The following is a 22,943-nucleotide window of genomic DNA, read 5'->3' as shown; positions in this document are numbered from 1 at the left end:
GGCCGTTGAAACGGCCCGTCAAAGCGGCGATGAATCGCCGCACTCCATGTCTGACGGGCGAGACGCCCACGTCATGCGTGCCGAGCTGGGGCTCGGCGTTCCCAGCGGGCGAGATGCCTGCGCCACTTTCGGAACGGAGGGTGGCGAGGAGGGCGGTGCGGCGGGTTTCGTCCATGCGAAGGTCGGCGGCAGAGGACGTGGTTTCGCGGACGAGCGGAAGGGTTGTCGTGGTGAGTTCGTCGTGCCAGGCGCGAAGGGCGGGGTCGGTGGCAAGGAGTTGTTCGATGGCGGAGCGTTCGTCCGCCGAAAGGGTGGAGTCGCGGAGAACATAGGCCAGCACGCGGGCGTCGTCGTCGGGTGTGTGCGGGTCGCGGGTGTTCATGGTGCGGGTTGGTCGGTGGAGGAGGAGGCGCGGTGGAAGGCGGCGGTGAGGCGTTTGAGGGCGTGGTGAAGGAGGTAACCGATGTTGCCGATGCCCAGGCCAGTGCGGCGGGCGATTTCGTCGTAGGTGAGTTCGTGGTCGAATTTGAGGTGAATGAGTTCGCGGTCGCGGGGGGGGAGGTCGTCGAGGCAGAGGCGCATCAGGAGGAGCGATTCGTGGTGGGCGAGGCGGTCGCCGGGCGGAGTGGATTGGGGGGCGGGGTCGGCGAGTTGTTCGTGGGCGGCGGGGTCGAGGGGGGTGACGCGGGCGTGTTTGCGGCGGTGGTTGTGGGCGAGGTTGCGGAGGGTCCGGAAGAGCCAGGCGCGCGGCTGGGTGATGGTGTCGTGGTGTTGGTGGAGTTGACGGTGGAGGCGGAGGAAGGCGTCTTGCACGAGGTCTTGAGCGAGGGCGAAGTCGCCGGTGAGGTGGGTGGCGAAGCGGAGCAGGCGTGACTCTTCGGCGAGGAAGAGGGCTTCCAGGGAGAGGGCCGGGGCGGGAGGCGCGGGCGGCGGGTTGAGTTGCGGGGCGTCGTCAGCCATGCGGGAGGGACGGCAGGGCCGGGGGGCTCAGGAACGGAAAAAACGGTGGCGGAATGGAGGATGCATGTTGGGAAGACACTCGATGTAGAGATTCCTTGGGAGGTTTTGTTGTCTTTTTTTAACTGATGTTACGCAGGCGGGGCAAGGAGCGACGGTCTTTCTGCCACCGGACGAGGCGCAACGCGCCTCGCCTGCCGAAGCGGGCGAGACGCCCGCGCCACGTATTCAGACTACGGATTCACAGCTCTCAAAACCTCCCTTACGAAATTCTCCCGCGCGCTTATAGAGCCTATTGATATAACAACAAACCTCCGCGCCACCGCGTCTCCGCGTGAGACATTTCTGATCAGCAAACAGTATCAAATCGTTGCCGTGTGTTTTTTGCGGTATTCGCCGGGTGGCATTTTGCAGTGCCGGGTGAACATCCGGCAAAAATGCTCGGCGCTGCCGAAGCCGCATAACAACCCGATTTCGCCAATCCGATAGTCGCTGTTGGTCAGATGGATTCTGGCGTGGTCGAGACGCTCGGCAGTCAGCATCTCGGAGAAACTTTTGCCAAAAAGCGCCTTGGTCAGATGGCAGGTCCTCGAAACCGAAAGCGACAGCCTGCGCGCCAGATCCGCCACCGAAATCGACTGGTTGAAATTCGCCTCAACAAACTCGGCGATCTCCTCCCGATACCGGAACCCATCTTCCGGACGACTGCGCAAAACCTCCGCCTGCCGCAACAAACCCTCCCCAAACACCGGCAACACACTGCACAAACGACGAATCTTTTTTGCCGTCGCCTTCCCTCCCCCCCCCCGCTCGCATCCAGCGGATGCTTCCAAAGCCCTGCGAAGAGCGTCGCCACCTGATTCTGGTGCCGGTAAAGCGGAATCGCCACCTCGATCAACCCACTCCGACAGCGCTTCAAATAATACGGACGCCCGCTCTCGTTGACCCTGCGGTTGAACTCAAACATGCAATGCGCCACGCAGTAATCGCGTTCCTCCGCCGCGCACTCGGCGTAGGTCTGACGGTGCGAAGCGCGCCTTTCATCCAGCATGGGCTTGCTGTCCTTCCGGACAAAAACCCGGGCCAGGTCGTGCACGGTGATTTGGCAGCCACAAACCCCTTCGAAATCAACAACGGCGGGTTCAAGGTCATACATAAAGAGACCTTTCATGCTGTTTTCGACAAGATGCGTCAAGAATACGGCATTTGCGGTCATTGTCGGCGGGGGCGGGGGAAGATATGATCACACGGTCAAACCCAATCCTGCCAATCTCATGAGCAACCGGAACCAATACGTCATCGATCGCGGCTGTAAGTTTTGTTTCAACTGCAAGTGGACTTGCCCCGCTGATGCGATCGTCGTCGTCGATGACCTTATGCAGATCGATCAGGAGCGGTGCCGACACTGCGGACGATGCTACGACAACTGCCCCAACGAGGCGATTCGGATCATCCCCCCCGCAACCCAACCCGCGAAAACCGCATAACCAAATCCACCGAAAACCGCACAGGAGCAAACAGGAGCAACACACCATGATTCCACTGATCGAACGCAACGGGAGCTACATCAACCCCGAGATTTCAATGCCATCGTACGGCGAATACGACGTTGTCGTTTGCGGAGGCGGCATGGCCGGCTTTGGCGCCGCGCTGTCCGCCGCCCGCAAAGGCTGCAAAACGCTCCTCCTCGAACGCGAATCCGCGCTCGGCGGCCTCGCCACTGCCGGCCTGGTCAACATCCCGCTCGACTTCGCCAAAGGCATCAGCGCCGAAATGCTCCGCCGCCTCGACGCCGTCAACGGCCACTGGCACCGCAACAGCGACCCCGAAAAACACAAACTCATCCTCGATCGCATGGTCGCCGAAGCCGGTGTCGAAATCCTCTTCGTCTCCCACGCCGTCGATGCCATTGTTGAAAACGGACGCATTCGCGGCGTCGTCGTCGAAAACAAAAACGGACGCCGGGTCGTCCTCGGCAGCCGCATAATCGACTGCACAGGCGACGCCGACATCGCCTTCTTCTCCGGCTGCGAGTGCATGGCAGGCCGCCCCTCCGACGGCAAACATCAGGCCTGCTCACTGGAATTCCGCCTCGGCGGTGTCGATTGGGACAGTTATCAGGAATCCGAGTTGAAGAAGACCGACCCGAGTTGGCTCAAGCTGATCGAGAAAGCCGTCGCCGCCGGCGATCTGCCGTATCCAATCGACAACCACCTCAACTGGGTGACGCACGTTCCCGGACGCCCGCAACACTGCGGCAAGGACGAAATCTCCATGTGCTTCGCTCACTCGCGCAACGCCCGCCCGCTCGACGCCAAAGACCTCACGCGCATGTATGTCGAGGGACGCGAGCAGGCGGACATCCTTTCGAAATTCATCAAAAAATGCGTTCCCGGTTTCGAGAACAGTTACCTCATCGACACCGGCAGCCTGCTCGGAGTGCGAGAGAGCCGCCGCGTCGTCGGCGAATACATCTTGACGACCCTCGACTTCGCCCGCGCCACGACTTTCCCCGACACCATTGCCATGACCGGCCACCACTACGACCTGCACAACCCCGACGGGCCTGGCAACGTCAAGTGGGCCGAGATCGAGATCGACGGGAAAATCCATTACGTCTCGACGCACGGCAAAGGCGGCTCCTGGGCGCCGCCCGGCGGCTACGAGGCGATTTCCGATGGCTGGGGACGCACCGGCGCGGATTTTCGGCGCAAGGAAATTCCCAGTTCGATCCCGTATCGTTCGCTCGTGCCGATCAAGATCGATAACCTCCTTGTGGCCGGGCGCTGCCTGTCGAGCGAGTTCATGGCGCAGGCTGGGTGCCGTCTGATTCTGACCTGTCTCAACATGGGGCAGGCGGCGGGCACTGCGGCGGCGCTGTCGCTCAAGGCCGGCGTCGTTCCGCGCAAGGTGGACCATCAAAACCTCCGCCAGCAACTCATCGCCGACGGCTGCGAAGTCGGCCAGAGCTTCGTGAAGTAGCCGTTGTCTTAACGGTAGGGAGGCCTCTCCGAGGCCTCCGAAACCACGCTCCATCTACCTATGAATTTCGCATCCTCACACTACGCACGGCGGAGGCCTCGGAGAGGCCTCCCTACCAGGTATCAAATGGCTCCAGCTTAAATGAAACTGCTCTAAAACCGTGGCCACTCCCATTCACACTGACCGGGAACACCGTTATGCAAGATGCCCCCGCGTAGCGTCAGCTTCACATGACCGTCCAGATACAACGTGGATCGCTGGGTCTTGCCAACGTGTGGATACCAATGGGCATCGACGCGGTTTACGTCTTGTGCGGCAGTGATGGCGCTGCCCAGTGAGGCATACCATTCTTCTATCATAATCACATCGCGTGTCGGTTTCTGTGAACGAGACACATTGATGGGCACCCCAACTGGAGTCGTGAGTCGTGCCGAGGCAAAGGGATTATACATGGGATTTACCGGTGCACGCGCATCCACCTGTTTCGTCTGATTTTCCGGGCAGGTAAACAGAGCCCGGTTGTCCACGTAGGGGAAAAGCGCATAGGTCCAGCTTCCTTCCGCATCCCACTGTGCCGTGGACGTAATTTGCACAGGGAGGTTGCCCCGGTTGTCGTTAACATGCATCAAAAATGCGCTACCAATCTGCCTCATTTGCGCGAGGCAACGGGTTGTCCGCGCCTGTTCCCGCACCCTACCGGTCACTGGAATGATAATTGCAGCAAGAATGCCAATGATGGCGATCACTGTGAGCAATTCGACAAGGGTGAATGCACGGTTCTTCATGATGTCAGAGGGGGGGGGAACAATGGGAATTGCTTATTTTGATTACGCTCTGTGTCTGCGGAAAACTGCCGTCGTCAACAACACGATGCCGCCAAACAACATCGCCAGCGTGGCAGGCTCAGGAACCGCCTGCGGTGTCACCGAGGCGAAATCCGTGCCCAGGCGCAGCTCATCAAGCGTAATGCCCTTGGCTGTTTTTGCCCCGCCATCAATCGTGCCGATGCGCAGAAGATTAAGCGAGAATGCTCCGTCATTCCAGAGATTCGTTCCTGTGATCGAGCCTGCGGCGGTGGAAGTTGAAGGAGCGGCGCCACCGATGTCGGGATTGAGCCACATGTAGACGGAATCATTACCGCCGGTCGTAGTGTTCACATCGATACGCACGACGACAAACGCTTCAGTTGAGGAAGACGCGACTCCGGGGGCGGGACTGTAGCTTGCATTATTGGCTCGCACGCGCCACGCGTCGGTTGTTCCGAATGCTCCGATTGCCAGCAATTCGGTATCGCCATTACGCAATATGAGCGCAGCGCTGTAACCGCCGCCACCCTGAGTCCACACTCCGGTTGTACTGCCGACGAACGAGAGCCAAAAGGTCGTCGTGGTTCCAGAAGCTGCCGTGATGGGATCGAATGTGCGATAAACCCCACTTGTATCAGTCGCTGAAACGACAACTTTCCCTCCCCCCGTAAGGAGATCGTTGCCGCTGGTGTCAGAATATGACGATCCACTCGTGTTGAGGGTGCTGGCCGAGGCGGTGCCCGAATTCGCCCAAGCGGTTTTGAATCCTTCGCCGCCATTGCGGCCAACCAGCGAGCCGGCGGGATAATCAAATCCATCGTAAAGCAGGATGGACGCCATTGAGGAGAACGGCAGGAGCAGCGTGGCGGCAAACGTGCAAACGATGCGCCGGAATGATTTTGTATTCGTTTTCATGATTCGATTTTCCGATGGTGTTGAATGTGCATTTTTGGTCTGGCGAGAAGGGAGGGGGGGGGGAGGGGGCTTATTCATCTGGCGGAGCGGACACAGGAGCCACGTCCGCGAAGCTCCGCCCCATACGTATTTCATCCCAGGAAAAACATTTTTCTGCCCCCTCCTTCGTGCTGCTGATGGTGCCTATGCGCAGGCGCATCGGAGAGAAGGGATGCTTTGCGTCCCAAATATCCTTTCCGATGATACGAGCGTTCGGGCGCGCGACCGATGGTTCGTTGAGCCCGGAAGGATTGACCCAAAGATGCACGGCATCGGATGCGTCCGGGGCAGAGTCCACGTCCACCCTGACAACGATCCAAGCCAAACTTTCGGGCGGTCGTTTTTCTGCTCCACGAGAAAAATGCCTGCTCAATCCCTCCGCACGGATACGCCATTCATTCAGCCGTCCCATCACGCCGATTGTCAGCAGCGGGACATCCTTCTCCGCGCGCAACTGGAGGGACATCTCATCGGCGCTGACATCGAACGGGGCGCCCTCGGCGCGCGCAAGGAACGACAACCAGAAAACCGCCTTCCCCGTCGCCTGCTCCTCCGTTTCCGGGTAGTTGAAATCTCGGTACGAACCGGCCGTCACCTTGGAGCGAATTTCGGCCCGGCGCCCGGCCGACGCCAGCCTCCATCGTCCCGAGCCGTTGAAATCAAATCCAGGCTCCACCAGCGCAACACCCCCCGCCGCGCTGCGGTGCCACTCCGTTTTCCAAGCCCCGATTCCGCCGTCGCACCCGTCAAGCGCAGGGGAACGATAGTCGAAGCCGTCATAAATCAACCACCTCCCCTCCTGGCCGGCATTTCCGCACGCGGCGGCCAGCAGTATTGTAAAATACATTACAAAAAAGCGTCCAAATAAGTGTGAGTGTGGCATGGTCATTGTTTCTCGGTGTCAAGGAAGGGAAGTTGTACAGTTGCACGGTGAAGTTCCTCCACGGCGGAGGAGGGAAGGCTTTTCCCATACACGGCGATTCGGGCGAGCCGTCCGGTAAAAAATCCCTCCGACGGCATTTCATCCACGGCGGCGGCGGCAACTTTCCCGCTGGAATTGGCTCCGATGGAAAATCCCTCCGTGGAACGTGTCCCGGTGCATGGCTTGCGTTCCTGCAATTCGCCATCAAGCCACAGCTCCAAGGCAGAGCCGGTAAACTGCACCACGACATGGTAAAAGCGGCCCGATTGCAGCGGCTTTTTCCCCCGCACCTCCACGAACGGTCCGGGATGTTTCCGCAACTCGGGCAAGCGCGCTCCAATCAGACGCCCATCATCGCCGATCATCAGTCCCGCCTGCGCGCCGCGTTGCCAGCAAATCGTCTCGCGGCGCCCGGTTTGTCCTGGACTAAACAATACCTCGATGCTGATCGGTCCGTTGCCTCCCACGTCCGGCTCAGCCTTCAGCACCGTTTTCCCATCAAACTGAAGGACACGTCCATTGCCCGGCAAAGTGACGAATTGAGCCCCCATCCCATCGGGAAGTTCAATGTCCTGACGATAAATTGATCGGTCTTCAATAATCTGGCGCGGCTTGTTGAGCCCCGCGACATTGCCCATGAGGGCGGGCTTGGGCCCGGCAAACACCCATTCGGCCAGCACGGACGTCGGCGAAACCGGAGGCCGGACAAGCACGGTGGGGGACCATGCCCAGGTTTCGTCGTCGAAGCGGGCAACAGCGGCGAAGTAGTCCGCTCCGCGCTCCGACTGTGTCCAGCGTGCCGACGACTCCGATACCTGTCGTGAAATGCCGCCATCGGATTTTTTCCACACCACCGGGAGGTTCCTTTCCGAAGCCGTCAGGCGCACCTGACGGTTCAGTTCCAATACTTCCGCGCCATTGCTTGAAAGCGGTGCGAGGAAGCGCATCAGGTGTCCGCGCTTCATCCCGGCGACGAGCGCATTTTCAGCGCCCGGTCCGGTGACCTCGTAGCGCACTCCATGCAACCCTGTTCCCGTCACCGTTTGCCGCGCCGCATCCCCTCCCTCTCCATTGATCGACAGGCGCACGCTTCTCTCCGGGCCCGCAAGCCGGTGCAAAGGCACCGAATAAAAAAGCTGGTCGTTACTGCCTTCCGGTTCGCAAACGACGATGTCCGGCAGGTGGTGGTAACGAATTTCCCGGCCATCAACCAATGCGCGGGCCGCCACCCGCAGCACGCCGGGTGCGCCAGAATCCGGGGCAATGGCCGGGCCATCCGTATCCAAAAACCAAGGTTTCATCGAACCGGAAGCCGCTTCCGCCGACATCGACAGCGCCGGGCTTGCGGCGCGCAACACCACGCGTCCCGTTGATGCCTCGGTTACGACCACCTCACATTTCACGTCACGCATCCGGGCCGAGTTTCGAGTCGGCAGCGGCAGCACCTCCACTCGCAACGGCTCTCCCGGATAAATCGACTTGCGATAGGAAAGCACCAGTTCGGGAATCCCCGGACGCCCTTCGGGCAACGGATTTCCAAAGTAACCGGCAAGAAGCCGCCCCATGATTTCCAATCGACTGCCCGCATCACTGAACGACGGGCAAAATGTCGTGGCTTCGTTCCAGTCATTCCATGTTGTGAGATGGACAAAATCCGGCTTCCCCGTCTCAGCCAGCGCCCACATCTCACGCAACTCCGCTGTGTGGCGTGGTGAGATAAAATTCCTGCTGTAGGTGCGCGCGGCATAATAACCGACGTGAACGGATGAGCCGACCGCCACGCGTGGATATTTTCGGAAAAAGTGTTCACGAATGAAGCGGGCAAACCCGGCGCTGTCCCTGAGCGACGCTCCGCCGAAATGAAAAACCGCGTCCGCCGCCGGCATGATCGCCCGCGCCTCCTCCATGTCCACGCGTCCGCTCAATGCAGGCGTGAGTCCGTCGAAATTATAAATCCAATACGCATCTCGTCCACCCGCTCTCACTCCATCGAGCAGGGATGTCCACAGTTCCGGCGTCATCTTTAAATGCACCGGATGATGATAGGTCAAAAAAACCGGGCGCCCCCTGGGATCACCACGTTCACCGGTGCGCAACCATGCGGGATCGTCGCCAAAACGCTCGATCATGTAGAGCGCCGCGGCGACCGTCATCGGGATGTTTTTCAGCTCAACGAACGGCAGCACCCTGAAATCTCCCAAGTTGGAAGCGCGTGCCACTCGCAGAAATTTTTTGAATGTCACAATCCCCGCCCTCACCCGATCGGGAGTAAAAAAGACAATGTCCGCGCTCACCGCCGTGATTCCATTCGCCGCCATCAGCCGTAATTCCTCCGCAAAAGGATCATAACCAGGATCCATGCGTAACGGCACCACCGGGAAATCATTCTGCCGCTGGTACCCCAAAGCGGTGAAATCCGACGGGAACCAGGGAATGTAGCACGCAATCGCCTCCTTGCGCAGCGGCGGAGCCTTGGAATCCATCTCAACCGCAGGTCTGGGGCCGTTGACAAATGAGATTGCCGCGACACGCGGTCCCCCATCCGAACGCGACCTTCCCGCCCTTACCGTCCAGTCGATCTCACGCGGAGTTGCCGTTCCAGCCGGCGTATCCGGCTCCAAGACCTTTCCTGTGCTCGGGTCGATGTCCCCCTGCACATGAATGTTCGGAGGAGGCACGATATGCCGCACATCTCCCGGCTCTCCAACCTCGATAAAAAGGTATCCGTTGAAGCAAAACACGCCCACACCTTCCGACAATTTCCCCTTGTCCGATCCCGGTGCCTCTCCGATCCATATCCGGGCCCATGCTCCGGACTTCCATTGTTCCAGCCGACTGCGTCCACCGGCCACACCCGCACGATAAAGCCTGCTCCCGTCAGGACCTCGCAACTCAATCCAGACGGCATCATCCGAATCCAAATTTTCAATACGGCAGGAAAATCTCCAATTATCGCCCGTCGGGCGAGGCCGCTCACTTCGCCAGTCCTGCAACGCTGCATCCGCAACAGGAACCTCACCCGCAACCGCTGGATTCTCGCCAGCCAGCACGGCGATGGCCGCCCATATCCACAACAACCGGCTCATACGATGGAGGAGCGGAAAAGGGAGGACGTGTTTGTTTTGGGCAACAACCATGCCAGTGACATTGCCGGGAAAAGCTGAAAACCGTGATAGAAAAAAAACGATGATACTTGCACATATTTGATTGTGACTTCAGCAGTAGCCGTCTCGCAAAACCGGTTGAACGTATCCCCCTCCCCCCCCCCCCCCCCCCTCCACGCGCATCATGCCCCACTTTCTCGACCTCATCTCACCTCAGATTCACAGCATCGGATCCGAAGTCTCGCGTGGCTGGATCGGCCCTTCGCGCATCACCTACAATCAGGCGCTGGTGCTCGTGGAAAATGGAACCTGCGAAACGCGCTTCGACGGGCTCCCGCGCATCGTAAACGCACCAGCCTCTTTCATCATCAAACCCTGCAACTGGCCCCACTCCGCCAACCAAATCTCACGGGGGAAGATCGTGCTGCGCTGGCTGCATTTCGATTGGCTCCATCAGGACCCGCCCCTGGTCCCTTCAATGCCTGTCACCTGTTACCACCCTGGCAAACCGCGCTCCGAGCTGCTGAGACCCGCCCCCGACTTCATCCCGGCGGATGTGATCTTTCACGGTCCCATCCCATCGCCCGCCATCACCCTCCAGGCATTCGACCGGTTGAGCGAACGCTGGAACAACGGCACCGCACGCGAACGCGCCTCATGCCGCGCCCTGCTGCTCGAAATGCTCATCGATCTTCTCGGAGAGCAAACCGGTTATCTGCCGTCCACCGACACCGCACGCGATGAAGGAGGCGATACACAACGCCACCTTGCCGCCCGAATGCGCGACATGCTCAACCGCATGCTCGACAACGCAAAAACGGCCCGGCTCCCGCTTGAGGAAGAACTCACGAAGCTGGGTTTCAGTTACCCGCACCTGTGTCGTGTATTCACGCACACCTATGGCATCAGCCCTCTCACCTACTATAACAGCGTGCGCATGGAGCGCGCACGGCTGCTCCTGCGGGACACTTTGTATCCAATCAACGAGATCGCCATAACGACCGGCTTTGCCTCCCCCGCCTATTTTACCCGCCTTTTCACCAAATACACAGGCCAGAGCCCTCGCGCCTACCGCAACGGCAAAGTAGAAAACACGCGCGTATCAGAAGCCCGAATCAAATTCGTGTAACATTTCGCCCGAATCTCCAACTCATGCGGAACGCCTCGCAGCCGCAGAGTTCACGCCCATGCGAGGAATCAGCAAAACCACGTTCAACGGCACATGCGAAAATGACGAAAACATGTGCGCGCTCCTGACGGAAAATCTCCGCACCCCTCTTGTCGGACGCTGTGATGTCTTTGTGTGCGGGGGGGGGCCTGCCGGAGTTGCCGCCGCCATTTCCGCGGCCCGCGAAGGCGCCAGTGTCACGCTTGTGGAAGCGCACGGCTGCCTTGGCGGCATCTGGACCAGCGGCTGCCTGTGCTGGTTGATCGACCATGCAAACAAAACCGGAATCATGGAGGAAATCAAAGTCCGGTTAACCCGCATCGGCGGCTTGTCGCACGATGCGCGGGGCCGTCCATCGTCCGCCTACGATTGCGAATGCATGAAGCTCATCCTCGACGAAATGACCGCCGAAGCCGGCGTCCGTGTGCTTCTGCACAGTCATGTAGTCGCCGCCCGCGTCAACCCGAAGGGCAGACTCACCCACGCAATCGTGGAATCCAAAAGCGGACGCGAGGCTTGGAACGCAAGCGTGTTCATTGACGCCAGTGGAGACGGTGATCTCGCGGCGCGAGCAGGCTGCCAATTCGACATCGGCCATCCGAAGACGGGAGAAACTCAGCCCATGAGCCTGATGGCCCTGATTTCAGGCGTATCCTCTGATGAGATACACGACTATCACGGCACCCACGATTCCCAAAAGCAAGAGTCCGCCAAACGCCGCCTCCTTGCGCATCTCGAGTCACACGGGCATAGTCCGTCCTACGCGTCGCCCACGCTGTTTCACATTCGCAACAATCTTTTCGCGATGATGGCCACGCATCAATACGGGCACTCCGCCCTCAGCGCCGCCGACCTTACCGAGGCCACCATCAGCGCACGGGCGGAAATCCATGCCATCATCGCAGCCCTGCGCCGCTCGGGCGGCGCATGGGCTGGCGTGCAACTGGTGGCCACGGCCGCCCAGATCGGGGTTCGCGAAGCCCGCCGTATTCGCGGTCGATATACTGTCACCGCCGATGACATACAATCGGGAGGGAGGCATCCCGATTCCATTTGCGACGTGACGTTTTGCGTGGACATCCACAGCACCAATCCCGCGCACGGTAAAAGCTACCACAACGGCAACATTCGCGTGAGTCCCTACCAGATTCCGCTGCGCGCCGCCATCGCAGCCGACGTGGACGGATTGATGCTGGCGGGACGTTGCATCAGCGGAGATTTCTTTGCACACGCCAGTTATCGAGTCACCGGCAACGCCGTGCAAATGGGCGAATCCGTCGGCCGCGCCGCCGCGCAGGCAAGCGCCCGCGGCGTGTTGCCGCGAGAATTGATTGGCGAGTCAGCCTAGACAGGAATGGCGGCATAACCTGAATGCTGACGAAAGGGGTAATCTCTATCAGTTATTCGCCGAAAAGCTGTTGCGCGGGATGCTGCTGCTCCCGTGTCATCGGGCTGTAATTTTTTTCCGATACCGCAACGGGGAGACGCCCAGACGGGAGCGGAAAAAACGTGCCATGTATTCGGGTGACGCGAAACCTGATGCGTCTGCCACCTGCGGGATCGGCAACGTCGTCTCGCGCAACAAATCCTTGGCCCGCGTCAGGTGCATGTCGCGGATGTAGTCGGCGGGGCTGCGCTCCAGTGTCTTTGCAAACCGCTGTTCCAGCGCCCGGCGCGAGATGCCGGCGTGTGCTGCCATGTCGGATACCTGCACCGGTTCGCCCGCATGTTGTCGCGCGTAGGCAATGGCGGCGCGCAACACCGGATCGGCAATCGCCATCACATCGCTCGACTGCCGCGTTTTGATTCCGGGGGGAGGAATCAATTCACGGGGCACTTTGCGAAGCGCCTTTTTCTTTTTTCCACGCGCCATCAAGCCCTCGAGCATTCGCGCTGCCTGATGTCCGATCTCGGCTCCGGGATGGATGATGCCCGACATCGGGATGTGCGAAATCTCCAAAAACACCTCGTCATCGGAAGTCATCACCAGCGCCACCTCCTCGGGCATTCGCAGCCTGGCAAGATGGCAGGCGTGAACCACCTCGCGCCCTATCGCCCACGAAAACAGTCCCACGGGCTTGGGCAGTTGCTCCAGCCAGCCGGCCAGCGCCTGGATGTTAAGATTCCAGTCGGCCACGCCCCACATGCGATCCTTCACATTGATGCTGAAGAATTCGCCGCCGCCCTGCCGCACGCATTTGCAAAACTCCCCCATGACACCCGCGTCAAAGTCGTTGCCGTCAAGGTGGAGATATCCGAAATTCGCATATCCGCGCTCGAAATAATACTCCGCCACCATGCGCGCGCAGGCGTCGTGATCCGTTGTCACGGTGGGAAAGGCAAAATCGGGAAACGTGACCGGAGAGACGTTGACCACGGGAATGCCGAGCGATCGTATTTCCTCCGCCATTACAGGATGCTTGATGTCGGCAATCACACCCTCGCCCTCCCAACCCGCGGGCGGGCGGATGATCTCGTTGGCACTGTGCGGCTCCAAAAAAACCTGCCAGTAATTGCTCTTGCGCAGGTAACGATTGACGCCTTCGAGGATGGAGCGCGCCCACATGGTGGAGGTTTCAACAAGCAGGGCAACGCGGGGAAAATCAGTGGCGGGCATGATGCTGGAAGGGAGTTGGAATGTGGCAGGAGGGGCAACGCAAAAAGCCAGAAAATATGCGCAAAACGACTTTTATCTAAAGCGCCTGTTTTGATAATATGGAAAGACATCTTTCGTCCCCTTCGCTCACGTTCGCCGCCGCCACACCATGACCATCAACCTGACCGATTCTCACGAGGCCTTGATAAATCCCGGCATGGGCTGGGTGCTGCACTATTACGACAACTGGATCGACCTCTACGGCAGCGACCTCGCGCCGTCCGACACAGTGAGTGAATTTCCCGGTCTTGGCGTGTGTTACCTGCGCTTGCCCTGGTCGTGGCTGCAACCGGAGGAAAACCGCTTCCAATGGAGCGTACTCGACACGCCGGCGCAGCGTTGGATTCGCGAAGGCAAACGCATCGCCCTGCGCGTGTCGGCCTGTGAAGTGGGAGAGGAATACGCCACGCCACGCTGGGTGCAGGAGCAGGGCGCACCCGGCCTTCGTTTTACGGCGGGCAGGGTTATGGATGACGGCGCGTGTTGGGAACCGGATTACGGACATCCGCTGTTTCTCGAAAAACTGGAGGCGTTCGTCGCCCGTCTCGCCGCCCGCTACGATGGCGCGCCGTATCTGGATTTTGTGGACATCGGCTCCTACGGCGCATGGGGTGAAGGACACCGTTACTGGAGCACCGGCCAGCCTGTATGTGGAAATACACTACTGAAACATTTCGAGATTTACCGCCGCCATTTTCACAAAACCCGGCTTGTGGTGCCCGACGAGGTTTTTGAGCCGAAATCGGAGCCGGATGGACGCGACGCCGCTGCCAACGGGGGGAGGGGGGGAGGAGGGGCCGCACGGGTGAAGGATTACTGCGTGCGCAACGGCATTTCGCTGCGCGACGACAGCATTGGCGTGTTCCCTTTCCGCAAGGAGGCGGTGGAGTGGGCGGACGAGATTTTTGCGGACCGTCCGGTCATTCTCGAATCCGAACACTACGGGGTGGGCCGTCATGGCGGGCATTGGCGGGGCGGACAGGAATATCTGGATGCGGTTGCGACGTATCATGCCAGCTACGCATCCATTCATTGGTGGCCGCGGGAGTTTCTTGAGGACAACCGGCCGCTAATCGACGCGATCAATCAGCGTCTCGGATATCGCATCCTCCCCAAAAGTATTACGATCCCGGACATGATTCGTCTCGATCAACGCTTCACTTGGGCCGGCCAATGGCGCAATGCCGGCGTGGCTCCGTGTCTTCCGGGCGGCTTCCCCTGCCTGACGTTGAAGGATGCCGCTGGTGGCATCGCCGCCGTGTTCGTAGACGATGCGTTTGACGTGAGTTCACTGCCCTCGTCCGGCGGCGCAGCGCGGGACAACGTGATGCCCGGCTGCGTTCTGCCACCCTTCATGCGTGCTGGCAGGCACGATGTATTCCTTTCCGTTGGCGACCGCACCGGCTGTCCCGTCATTGAACTTCCACTACAACACGGCGACGGGGAAAAACGCTACCGGATCGGTGCCATTGAGGTTTGTCCGCTGATCAACGGCGCGAAGCGTGCCTGTGTGCCGCAAAACGGACGTTTCCCCATCGAGGATTTTTACGGACGCATGAGTCCCGGAGCCCCTGCTCCATCGGTGAGCCACGGGCGTTGCTGGTGAGCAATAATTGCATGCGCGAAAAGCCAGAAAATATGCGCAAAGTGACTTTTATTCACTCTCCCAATTTTGATATAATCATCAGCATGAAATCTGCTTTCCCCGCCCTGCTGCCACCTGACAGACAGAAGCGCCAGACCGGCGCCTTCACTCTCGTCGAGTTACTTGTCGTCATCGTCATCATCGGTATCCTCACCGCCATCATCATTCCCGTCACCGGGCGTGTTCGCGAATCGGCGCGAACCGTGAAATGTCAGTCCAACCTCCGGCAGATTGGCACCGCCATGTTGCTTAATGCCTCCGAAAACAAAAATCAGATCACCAAGCACAACTACGGTAACAATATCTACTGGTCACATGAGTTGCGCCCCTACCTTGTTAATAATCTCTCAGGTGCCATGGGGCGTCGTATCAATCTTTTTTGCCCTACGTTTGATGCGTTCGAGGGAGTCAAGAATGTGGCCGCACTTGGTTACTTGTGGAATTCAACATTCAGTGGTGTAAAAATAAACTCAGTGGACCCGTCACGATCGGTCATCGTTTGGGAAGATGAAAATACCAATGCTTGGGATGGCACAGGCCCTACTGGGTTTAAAGTGGCGAGATTCAAATTCAGACACAACGACCAGCTCAATCTCCTATTCGTGGATGCTCATGTCCAAAGCGTAAAAAAAATTGGGCCAAACTATAACGGCTTGGATTATCCACAGTTCATCTGGAAGCCCTGACCCTCCCCCCCCCCCCTTCTCCCCATGCGCATTGTTTTCCTACCGCGTATCCTTTTTCCACTTACGGTCTTCGTACTTGTGTTCCCCTCATTGCAACCTGACGCACTTGGCGCGGGGAAGAAAAAGGGCGCATCCAAAGGCGATGAGGTTGTGATGATTAACTGGAAGTGCGACGATCCCAGCCCGGTCAAACAGGCCAAAGACGCCACGCCCGCCAACAAAGACGGAACCATCACCGGCAGAATCACCGGCGGCATTCCCGGCATTTCCGGCACCGCCTTCAGCGGATTCACGAGCGAAACCAGCACCATCTCGCGAGACATCGGCCAGCAATGGCCTGACCGCTTCGCGTTCCAACTCTGGCTGCGCAATCCCGGCAACGCCGCCGTCAACGTGATTGCCGTTGGCGGCTCCACGCAAAACGCCTCCCGCCTCTGGCAACTCCAAGTCAGCGGACCCGACGCGAACGGTCAGCGCACCATGACCCTCATCTGGCAACTGCACACCGGCCAATGCCAGACCTTCACCAGCGACCCCTTCAAATGGGAGAAAAACACTTGGCATCACCTAGCGCTCTCACGCTTCAATGTGTTCATCCGCTGCAAGGAACCCGGACAGAAAAAGGAATTCGGCGAACGCGGCGCAGGCTTCCGCGTCTGGCTGACTCCTGCCGGTGCCGATGAAGTCAAATTCCTCTTCGGCGGCACGACCTCGCGCGCTCCCGTGGAACTCAACGACAAGGACGCCCAACTCTTCACCGTCGGGGCAAGCCGCCCCGGACCTCACAAGGAGCAACCCGGCGGCTGTTTCGGCGGCGACATCGACGAAATCTCCCTCCAACTCGGCAGAGCCCTTTACGAAGCTCACCTCAACCCCGCGCTTTTCCCCTGATCGTCCCCCCCCCCCCCCCCTGTTCCCTGATTTCCGTAAACTGCCATAGAAAAACCAATACAAACGCACCCTTCACACTGCTCATGAAATCAATTCGCCGCCTGATCCACCATCTTACCATGTCGGTTCTCCTCACGCTTCCTCTGATCCTCATATCCGGGAACCTTGCCAACGCGCAACCCGCCCCCCTCCCGCCTGTCAAAAACCCGCCTGCGCTCTCGTTCGAAGCCAAGGCATGGAACGACATTCAAATCCGCGACGACACCGGGAAAACCCTCTTCACCATTGGTGCCTTCACGCTGAAATCCAAACCCTCGGCCAGAACCACCGACGGCAAAATCCGCAAATTCACCACCGACGACGGCCAACCCGCCCTTGAAATCACCTACACCCTGACAGCAACCGGAGCCGCCAAAAAAGACGACACTCCGCTCCCCACGCTCACCGGACTATTGCAACAAAAATCTGGATACGTGGACATCACCTGGACCCTGACCAAGGTGCCCGCCGACGCCAGCATCGGCATGAGTGTGTTTGAACGCACCCTGGCACCGGAACTCGTCCGCCTCGCCCCCGCTCAAGCGGGCGTCTGGAAACGACACCCCAAAGGCGGCCAACCCCAGGAACATCTCGACGGCAGGGTCGCTCGTTATCGCTTGGGCGAACGCATTCTCTCCATCGCCTTTGATCCGGCGGCCAGCACCACGCTTGGCAGGGACACCGAACCCTCCGAGCGGACGCAGCACATCCGCCCGCTCCCCGAAACGAAAGATTCCACCACCCACATCGCTCGCTGCGCGATCATCCTTAGCCCCGCCGATCATGTCGCTGAACTCGTTACCGCCCGCTGGCACGGACGCCCTGCCGCCATCAAAACTGGCACCCCCAACCTCTATAACTGGTGGGAATCCGTTCCCGGCGCGCCCGCCGACAAACAACCCGAGCTCACCCTCAACGCCGACATCGCCAACACCAGCGACGCCACGCGCACCTACGTCCTGAAATATTGGATACGCGATTTTGCCGGAGCTTACGTTTCCCGAAGCACCCGAGAAATCACCCTCTCCGCAGGACAACTGAGCAGCGAACGCATCCGATTCCGTCCCGCTGCCGAATCCCCGGATCCCACCCGCGACATCTTTTTTGCGGAAGTTTCCCTCTCCGACAAAACCACTGGCGCGGAACTCGCCTTTGCCCGCACCCACCTCGCCCTCCTCCCCCCGTACGAATTCAAAGGCACCTCGGCGGACAGCCTCTTTGGACTCTCCGCCTACTGGCCGATACCCGACGAAGCCTCCGCGCAACGCGTCATGGAACGCATGGGCGTGCGCTGGTATCGCCTGAGCGGACGCGAAGGCAAAAACCCCGGCTACAAACACATCACCCCCATCCGCCACACCCACCTGCCCAAAGGCGGCTACGTGACCGACATCGCCAAAAACGATGAATGGATCCGCTCCGTGCTCCAGAACTGCGTGGACAACGGTTATCCCGTTTGGGAACCCGGCAACGAAATGAACTACGGCACCACCACCATCGGCATGGGTGATGTCTTGAAACAACAGGCACGCGAACGACGCGTCGCCGGCTACATGAAGTGGCTCGAAGCCATTCGCCGCGTCCAAAAAGAAATGGGCCCACCCGCCACAAACATAAAAATCCTCAGCTTCGGACTTGCCGGTATGGATGTGAATTTCACCAACGCCATCCACGCTGCCGGAGGCTGGCAATACCTCGACGGCCTCGCCCTTCACCCCGGACGCGGCAACTACGCCGCCGACTATCCCATCTCCGATTGGGACACCTGGCAGACCGGCGCCTACGGCAACTATTGGAACTACTACGGCTCCGTCCGCACCGCCGCGCAGCTCATGAAAAAATACGGCGAAGCCGGCAAACCCAAGGAACTCTGGCTCACCGAAGTTTACGCCCTCACCTTCCCCAATCACTACTGGTCCGACACCATGCGACGCAGCGCGGAAAACACCCTGCTCTCCCTCGCCCTCGCCATGGCCGAAAACGTCAAGGCCGTCATGTGGTATCAACTTTTTGATACAACTCATGCCGACAAACTCGGCATCAACCCCAAGGATCGCGAATACTACTTCGGCCTCATCCAGCGCGACCTCAGCTTCAAACCCTCGCTGCTCGCCTACGCCGCCGCCGCCGAGGAACTCGACCAGGCAAAATTCGTCCGCTGGATACATTTCCCCAAAAACGCTGCTGGCGACGAAAGCAAATCCCGCGGACTCCTGTTCACCACGCCGCGTGGTCCCCTTGTCATTCTCTGGGATCGCACCGACGGCTACGTCCTGACTGACGCCGTGGGCAAAGACTACATCTCGCCCGAACCTTGGATCGACGAATGGCGTTCTCAAATCCCCGTCACCCTCCCCGTTGCCTCCGGACAAAAAACCGTGACGACGATCAACAGCATCGGCCAGCGACGAACGTATCCAGTTTCCAATACAGGCACGAACGCCGTCATCGAACAAAAACTCACCGGCGCACCGCTCCTCATCTACGGCCTCGATCCCGCCCGCCTGCCTTGACCGCCCCCCCCCCCCGGTGGGAGCGGGGGCTTTTTCATCTATCTCAACCTCACCATCGAAGACTCACGAACAATCCACCCACGACCGATCCACCCATCCGCAACTGCAACCCATCGTATAAACATCATGAAAAACCATATCGAAAAACCGAGTCATCCGCGTGCCTATCTGCGTTCGCTCGCATTTGTGTTCGCATTCATCACCGCCGCCGCCACAACGCCCGCCGATACGCTGGCCACTTGGGATTTCAACGGAGGCACAGAGCTTGACCTTGCCACCGCGTTGAAATCCCACTCCGCCGTCACCGGCATCGTTGCCTACGACGCCGCGCTTAACAATGCCAGCACAAGCGCAGGCATCACCGATCAGCAAGCCCTCAAGGCTGCTCCCAAAAGTAGCCTCAGTAGCTTTAATTTCTCAAACGCCTTCACGAATGCCTCGTATGTCTCCGTAACAATAGCGGTTCAGGAAGGTTACCAATTGTCGCTTGATTCCTTTACATTCAAGGCCGCCTCGGGTGCGGGAAGTGGCACCGGTGGCGTTCGTGCTTTTTATCTCCTCTCCTCGGTCACCGGATTTGTAAACGATACCGCAAAAATTCTGGAACAGGATTGGGCTGGTGTTAACGGCACAGTCACCGGCACCCTGCCGGCGCAAGGAAGCAGCGGGACAACACGGCGCGATTACTCCGTCACGCTTACCGATCCCGCCTTTAACAACGCCTTTCAGAATATTGCATCCGGTACGGAAATCGAATTCCGGCTCTATTATCAAACCAACGGGACCAACATCACGGTGATTTTTGATGACGTTAAATTCAACGGCACCGTCACTGCAGTTCCCGAACCCGCTGCGATTTCCCTGTTCGCCGGACTTGGTGTTGCCGCCCTTGGTCTTGTCGTGCGCCACCGTCGCAAAAATCGCGCCTGAATTTCTCTCGCGTCCCTCCCCCTCTGGCATCTTTCGTAGTCCAACTTTTTTTGAGTTTCATGCAGCCCAACAACGACCTCGTTCCTCTCCTCATAAAGAACAACTGCACGCCGCTTGCGCGCCTTCGGACACGCTCCGCCCGCGAAATTTCCGACTCCCCCTGGAGCATCGGATGCGAAGTGCTGGACCGCGATTACGCCGACTTTTCGCAATCCGGCCCGCACCTCGGCGAACTCGGAGCCAAACACGTCCGCCTCCAATGCGGCTGGGCCAAATGCGAACCGGCACCAACCGGCGACTATCACTGGGGCTGGCTTGATGACATCGTGGACGCCTGCCTCGCCGCCAGCGTCCAACCCTGGCTGCAAACCTCCTACGGCAATCCCGCCTATCCCGGCGGCGGCGGCATCGGACTCAGCGAAGGCATCCCCACATCGCCGGAAGCCCTCGCCGCCTGGGACCGCTGGGTTCGCGCACTGGTAATGCGTTACAGCGACCGCGTGAACACATGGGAAGTCTGGAACGAACCCGAGAACTGTCCGCGCACCACGCCGGCTGATTACGCCACCTTCTTTATCCGCACGGCAAAAGTCATCCGCGACGCGCAAGCCAACGCGCACATCGTGGGCTTTGCCACCTACATCCTGGAGAAAAAAACCTACGCGCTCGACGGACTCCGCATCATCGTGGACGCCGGGGCGGCGGACTTGCTCAACGAAATCAGCATCCATTCGTATCCACATAATCCTGACGATCTGATTGACCTCGCGGACGAATTTGCCCGCGCCGTCGCACACATGGCCCCGCACATCAAAATCCGCCAAGGCGAATGCGGCGCGCCCTCCGCCTGCGTCCCGATCATGGCCCTCAGCGGACACTTTTGGAACGAACGCAAACAAGCCGCATGGAACCTGCGCAGCCTTCTCGTCCATCACGCGCACGGCTACCCGATGAGCCTCTACCAGCTCTCCGACATGTATTATGAAAAGCGCGCCGGTGCGCTTCACGAAGGCTGGAACCCCAAAGGTCTGCTCTGCCTGCGTCCCGACAAGACCGTGGCCTACCGCAAACCCTCCTACTTCGCCGCCCAACACGTGTATTCTCTGTTGGACAACACTTGGCCACTTCGACGGCTGGAGCCATTGGAACGTCAATATCCCACCCGCTCCACCGCCTTTGCCTGGACACGGAAAAACGACACGTCACCGACGCTTGTCTCTTGGTGGCGTGCCGACGCCCCGCCAGAACCCGTCCCGGGCAATCTGAAAATCGACCCGATTCAGATCAAGGCTCCCGCTGTTTTGCGTGATCCGGTGTTGGTGGACTTCGTGAGCGGCATCGTTTTCACGCCTCCGGCTGGCGCGGGCCGCGACAGCGCTGATTCCTGGTCCAAGCTGCCTTGTGCCGACAGCCCCCTCGCGCTGGCCGAGAAAAATGTGCTCCCATTGCGCGAACTCTGAAACCTTAGCCGTTTAGTCCCAAAAGCGATAGGGCGAGACGCAGCGCATCTCGCCCTTTGCAATGGAAAGCCGTCGAAACGGCGAGAAGGTATTCTCGCCGATTTGCGGGTTAGCTGCCGGCCTTGAGGTCGGTGACGAGCTGGTCGATCAGGGAGCCCGTCTCGCCAATGTGGCGGAAGGTATCGAACTTGCGCGTGTCCTTCGGGTAGCTGGCAGGATTGGCGAGTTGTTCGGGCGTGAGGAGCTTGCGGGCCTCGCCGTTGGGATTGGTGTAGGGGAAGGCGTCGGAGATGAGCTTCGAAATCTCGGGACGCAGGATGTAGTTGATGAAGGCGTGCGCGGCCTCGGTGTTCTTCGAAGTGGTCGGGATGCAGAGCACATCGACAAAGATGTGCGCTCCCTCCTCGGGCAGCACGTAGGTGAATTTTTTGTCCTCGTTCCAGAGGATCGCCGCCTCGCCGCCCCACACATAGCCGAGATCGACGTCGCCGTTGAGGAGCGCGGTCTTGGGACTGTCGGAGTCGTAGAGCTTGATCAGAGGCATCCAGTTCTTGAGCACGGGGCGGGCAGCTTCGATGCTGGCCGGGGTAATGTCGTTAATGGAGTGGCCAAGGGTGTAGAGGGCGGCCACGACGAGTTCGCGGGAGTCGTCCACAACCACGATGCGGCCCTTGTTGGCGGGGGCGAAGAGGTCTTTGAAGCCCTTGATCGGCGTGGTGACTTTCTCCGTGTTGACGACGATGCCGACGGTGCCGGTCATGTAGGGCACGGTGAATCCGTCCTCAGGGTCATGCGGCATGTTGCGAAACTCGGGGAGGATGTTCTTGAGGTTGTCGAGCTTTGCCTTGTCGAGCGGAACCAGGAGTTGGTTCTGGATCATGGCTTCGGCGATGTAGTCGGGCGGCTGGACGAGGTCGTAGGCGACGCCTCCGGCGAGAACCTTGGCGAGCATCTCCTCGCCGCTGGCGTAGGTCTCGTAGTTGACCTTGATGCCCGTCTCTTTGGTGAAGCCTTTGATGACGTCTTCAGGGACGTATTCGGACCAGGCGAAGAGGTTGAGTTCGCCGGCGGCGTTTTTGGGTTTGCAACCGGTAAACGCAAAGAGCGCGACGGCGATGCCCGTCACGGCGAGGAGGAGGGATTTTGTTGTTTTCATAGGTTTGCTGGATGCTTGCTGGTGTGAAGCGGAAGGTGGAGGAGCAGAGCAGAAGTCGGGCCGGTTGAGGAGCG

At 59.4% G+C, this 22,943-nt stretch carries 18 protein-coding genes and 1 pseudogene; 10 read left to right on the top strand and 9 right to left on the bottom strand.

Going from position 1 to position 22,943, the window contains the following annotated elements; all coding sequences use genetic code 11:
- From OBACDRAFT_RS11950 to OBACDRAFT_RS29720, 3 genes and pseudogenes are all read right to left on the bottom strand, one after another.
- Positions 1–382: pseudogene (locus OBACDRAFT_RS11950) on the bottom strand (hypothetical protein); the annotation flags it as partial.
- Entirely contained in the window at positions 379–960 is a 582-nt protein-coding gene (locus OBACDRAFT_RS11945) for an RNA polymerase sigma factor (protein ID WP_043585930.1), read from the bottom strand. The pseudogene OBACDRAFT_RS11950 and the gene OBACDRAFT_RS11945, both read right to left, overlap by 4 nt.
- Positions 961–1,319: 359 nt before the next feature.
- Entirely contained in the window at positions 1,320–1,790 is a 471-nt protein-coding gene (locus OBACDRAFT_RS29720; RefSeq protein ID WP_232767045.1) for a helix-turn-helix domain-containing protein, read from the bottom strand.
- Between the two features lie 441 nt (positions 1,791–2,231).
- On the opposite strand from OBACDRAFT_RS29720, the gene OBACDRAFT_RS11935 reads away from it, so the two are divergent.
- Positions 2,232–2,444 carry a 4Fe-4S binding protein gene (locus OBACDRAFT_RS11935; protein WP_064499230.1) on the top strand — a complete coding sequence of 71 codons (213 nt, stop codon included), beginning with the start codon at positions 2,232–2,234 and terminating at the stop codon, positions 2,442–2,444.
- A 46-nt stretch (positions 2,445–2,490) separates the two neighbouring features.
- Positions 2,491–3,939 (top strand): FAD-dependent oxidoreductase, encoded by a 1,449-nt coding sequence (locus tag OBACDRAFT_RS11930; protein ID WP_043585875.1) that lies wholly within the window; start codon positions 2,491–2,493, stop codon positions 3,937–3,939.
- 152 nt (positions 3,940–4,091) lie between these two features.
- Here OBACDRAFT_RS11930 and OBACDRAFT_RS25320 read toward each other — a convergent pair whose 3' ends face one another.
- The 4 genes from OBACDRAFT_RS25320 to OBACDRAFT_RS11910 all read right to left on the bottom strand — a co-directional run bounded on the left by OBACDRAFT_RS25320 (position 4,092) and on the right by OBACDRAFT_RS11910 (position 9,758).
- On the bottom strand, positions 4,092–4,724 hold the full coding sequence (locus OBACDRAFT_RS25320) for a type II secretion system protein (RefSeq protein WP_052361810.1): 633 nt from the start codon (positions 4,722–4,724) through the stop codon (positions 4,092–4,094).
- 42 nt (positions 4,725–4,766) lie between these two features.
- Positions 4,767–5,660, bottom strand: coding sequence for a PEP-CTERM sorting domain-containing protein (locus tag OBACDRAFT_RS11920; RefSeq protein WP_043585873.1), 894 nt, complete (start codon positions 5,658–5,660; stop codon positions 4,767–4,769).
- Between the two features lie 70 nt (positions 5,661–5,730).
- Positions 5,731–6,582, bottom strand: coding sequence for a hypothetical protein (locus OBACDRAFT_RS11915; protein ID WP_157837044.1), 852 nt, complete (start codon positions 6,580–6,582; stop codon positions 5,731–5,733).
- A 2-nt stretch (positions 6,583–6,584) separates the two neighbouring features.
- Positions 6,585–9,758, bottom strand: coding sequence for a LamG-like jellyroll fold domain-containing protein (locus tag OBACDRAFT_RS11910; protein ID WP_232767043.1), 3,174 nt, complete (start codon positions 9,756–9,758; stop codon positions 6,585–6,587).
- Positions 9,759–9,909: 151 nt separating this feature from the next.
- On the opposite strand from OBACDRAFT_RS11910, the gene OBACDRAFT_RS11905 reads away from it, so the two are divergent.
- Together OBACDRAFT_RS11905 and OBACDRAFT_RS11900 are read left to right on the top strand one after the other, a co-directional pair.
- The gene (locus OBACDRAFT_RS11905; RefSeq protein ID WP_052361807.1) at positions 9,910–10,854 is read left to right on the top strand and encodes a helix-turn-helix transcriptional regulator; all 945 of its coding nucleotides are present in this window, start codon (positions 9,910–9,912) and stop codon (positions 10,852–10,854) included.
- 58 nt (positions 10,855–10,912) lie between these two features.
- Positions 10,913–12,241: an FAD-dependent oxidoreductase gene (locus tag OBACDRAFT_RS11900; protein WP_081721998.1), complete on the top strand. Its 1,329-nt coding sequence runs from the start codon at positions 10,913–10,915 to the stop codon at positions 12,239–12,241.
- Positions 12,242–12,337: 96 nt separating this feature from the next.
- Here the strand turns inward: OBACDRAFT_RS11900 and OBACDRAFT_RS11895 are convergent, their stop codons facing one another.
- Positions 12,338–13,510 carry an AraC family transcriptional regulator gene (locus OBACDRAFT_RS11895; RefSeq protein ID WP_043585869.1) on the bottom strand — a complete coding sequence of 391 codons (1,173 nt, stop codon included), beginning with the start codon at positions 13,508–13,510 and terminating at the stop codon, positions 12,338–12,340.
- Between the two features lie 148 nt (positions 13,511–13,658).
- Here OBACDRAFT_RS11895 and OBACDRAFT_RS11890 point away from each other — a divergent pair, with 148 nt between their 5' ends.
- The 6 genes from OBACDRAFT_RS11890 (at position 13,659) to OBACDRAFT_RS11865 (ending at position 21,713) form a co-directional block, all read left to right on the top strand.
- Complete coding sequence (locus OBACDRAFT_RS11890; RefSeq protein ID WP_043585868.1) at positions 13,659–15,155, top strand: beta-galactosidase; 1,497 nt, start codon at positions 13,659–13,661, stop codon at positions 15,153–15,155.
- Positions 15,156–15,166: 11 nt separating this feature from the next.
- A complete protein-coding gene (locus OBACDRAFT_RS25315) occupies positions 15,167–15,880 on the top strand; it encodes a type II secretion system protein (protein ID WP_052361805.1) in 714 nt (237 codons plus the stop codon).
- Between the two features lie 153 nt (positions 15,881–16,033).
- Positions 16,034–16,771: a hypothetical protein gene (locus OBACDRAFT_RS11880; protein WP_052361804.1), complete on the top strand. Its 738-nt coding sequence runs from the start codon at positions 16,034–16,036 to the stop codon at positions 16,769–16,771.
- An 83-nt stretch (positions 16,772–16,854) separates the two neighbouring features.
- Complete coding sequence (locus tag OBACDRAFT_RS11875; RefSeq protein ID WP_081721997.1) at positions 16,855–19,323, top strand: hypothetical protein; 2,469 nt, start codon at positions 16,855–16,857, stop codon at positions 19,321–19,323.
- 126 nt (positions 19,324–19,449) lie between these two features.
- A complete protein-coding gene (locus tag OBACDRAFT_RS11870) occupies positions 19,450–20,253 on the top strand; it encodes a PEP-CTERM sorting domain-containing protein (RefSeq protein WP_043585864.1) in 804 nt (267 codons plus the stop codon).
- A 59-nt stretch (positions 20,254–20,312) separates the two neighbouring features.
- A complete protein-coding gene (locus OBACDRAFT_RS11865; protein WP_052361800.1) occupies positions 20,313–21,713 on the top strand; it encodes an alpha-amylase family protein in 1,401 nt (466 codons plus the stop codon).
- 109 nt (positions 21,714–21,822) lie between these two features.
- Here OBACDRAFT_RS11865 and OBACDRAFT_RS11860 read toward each other — a convergent pair whose 3' ends face one another.
- A complete protein-coding gene (locus tag OBACDRAFT_RS11860) occupies positions 21,823–22,869 on the bottom strand; it encodes a polyamine ABC transporter substrate-binding protein (RefSeq protein WP_043585862.1) in 1,047 nt (348 codons plus the stop codon).
- Positions 22,870–22,943 lie beyond the last annotated feature (74 nt).

It is taken from the genome of Geminisphaera colitermitum TAV2, from assembly GCF_000171235.2.
Classification (GTDB): Bacteria; Verrucomicrobiota; Verrucomicrobiia; order Opitutales; family Opitutaceae; genus Geminisphaera; species Geminisphaera colitermitum.
The sequence above is the reverse complement of the archived record's forward strand: the minus strand, read 5'-3'. Positions and strand labels throughout refer to the sequence as shown.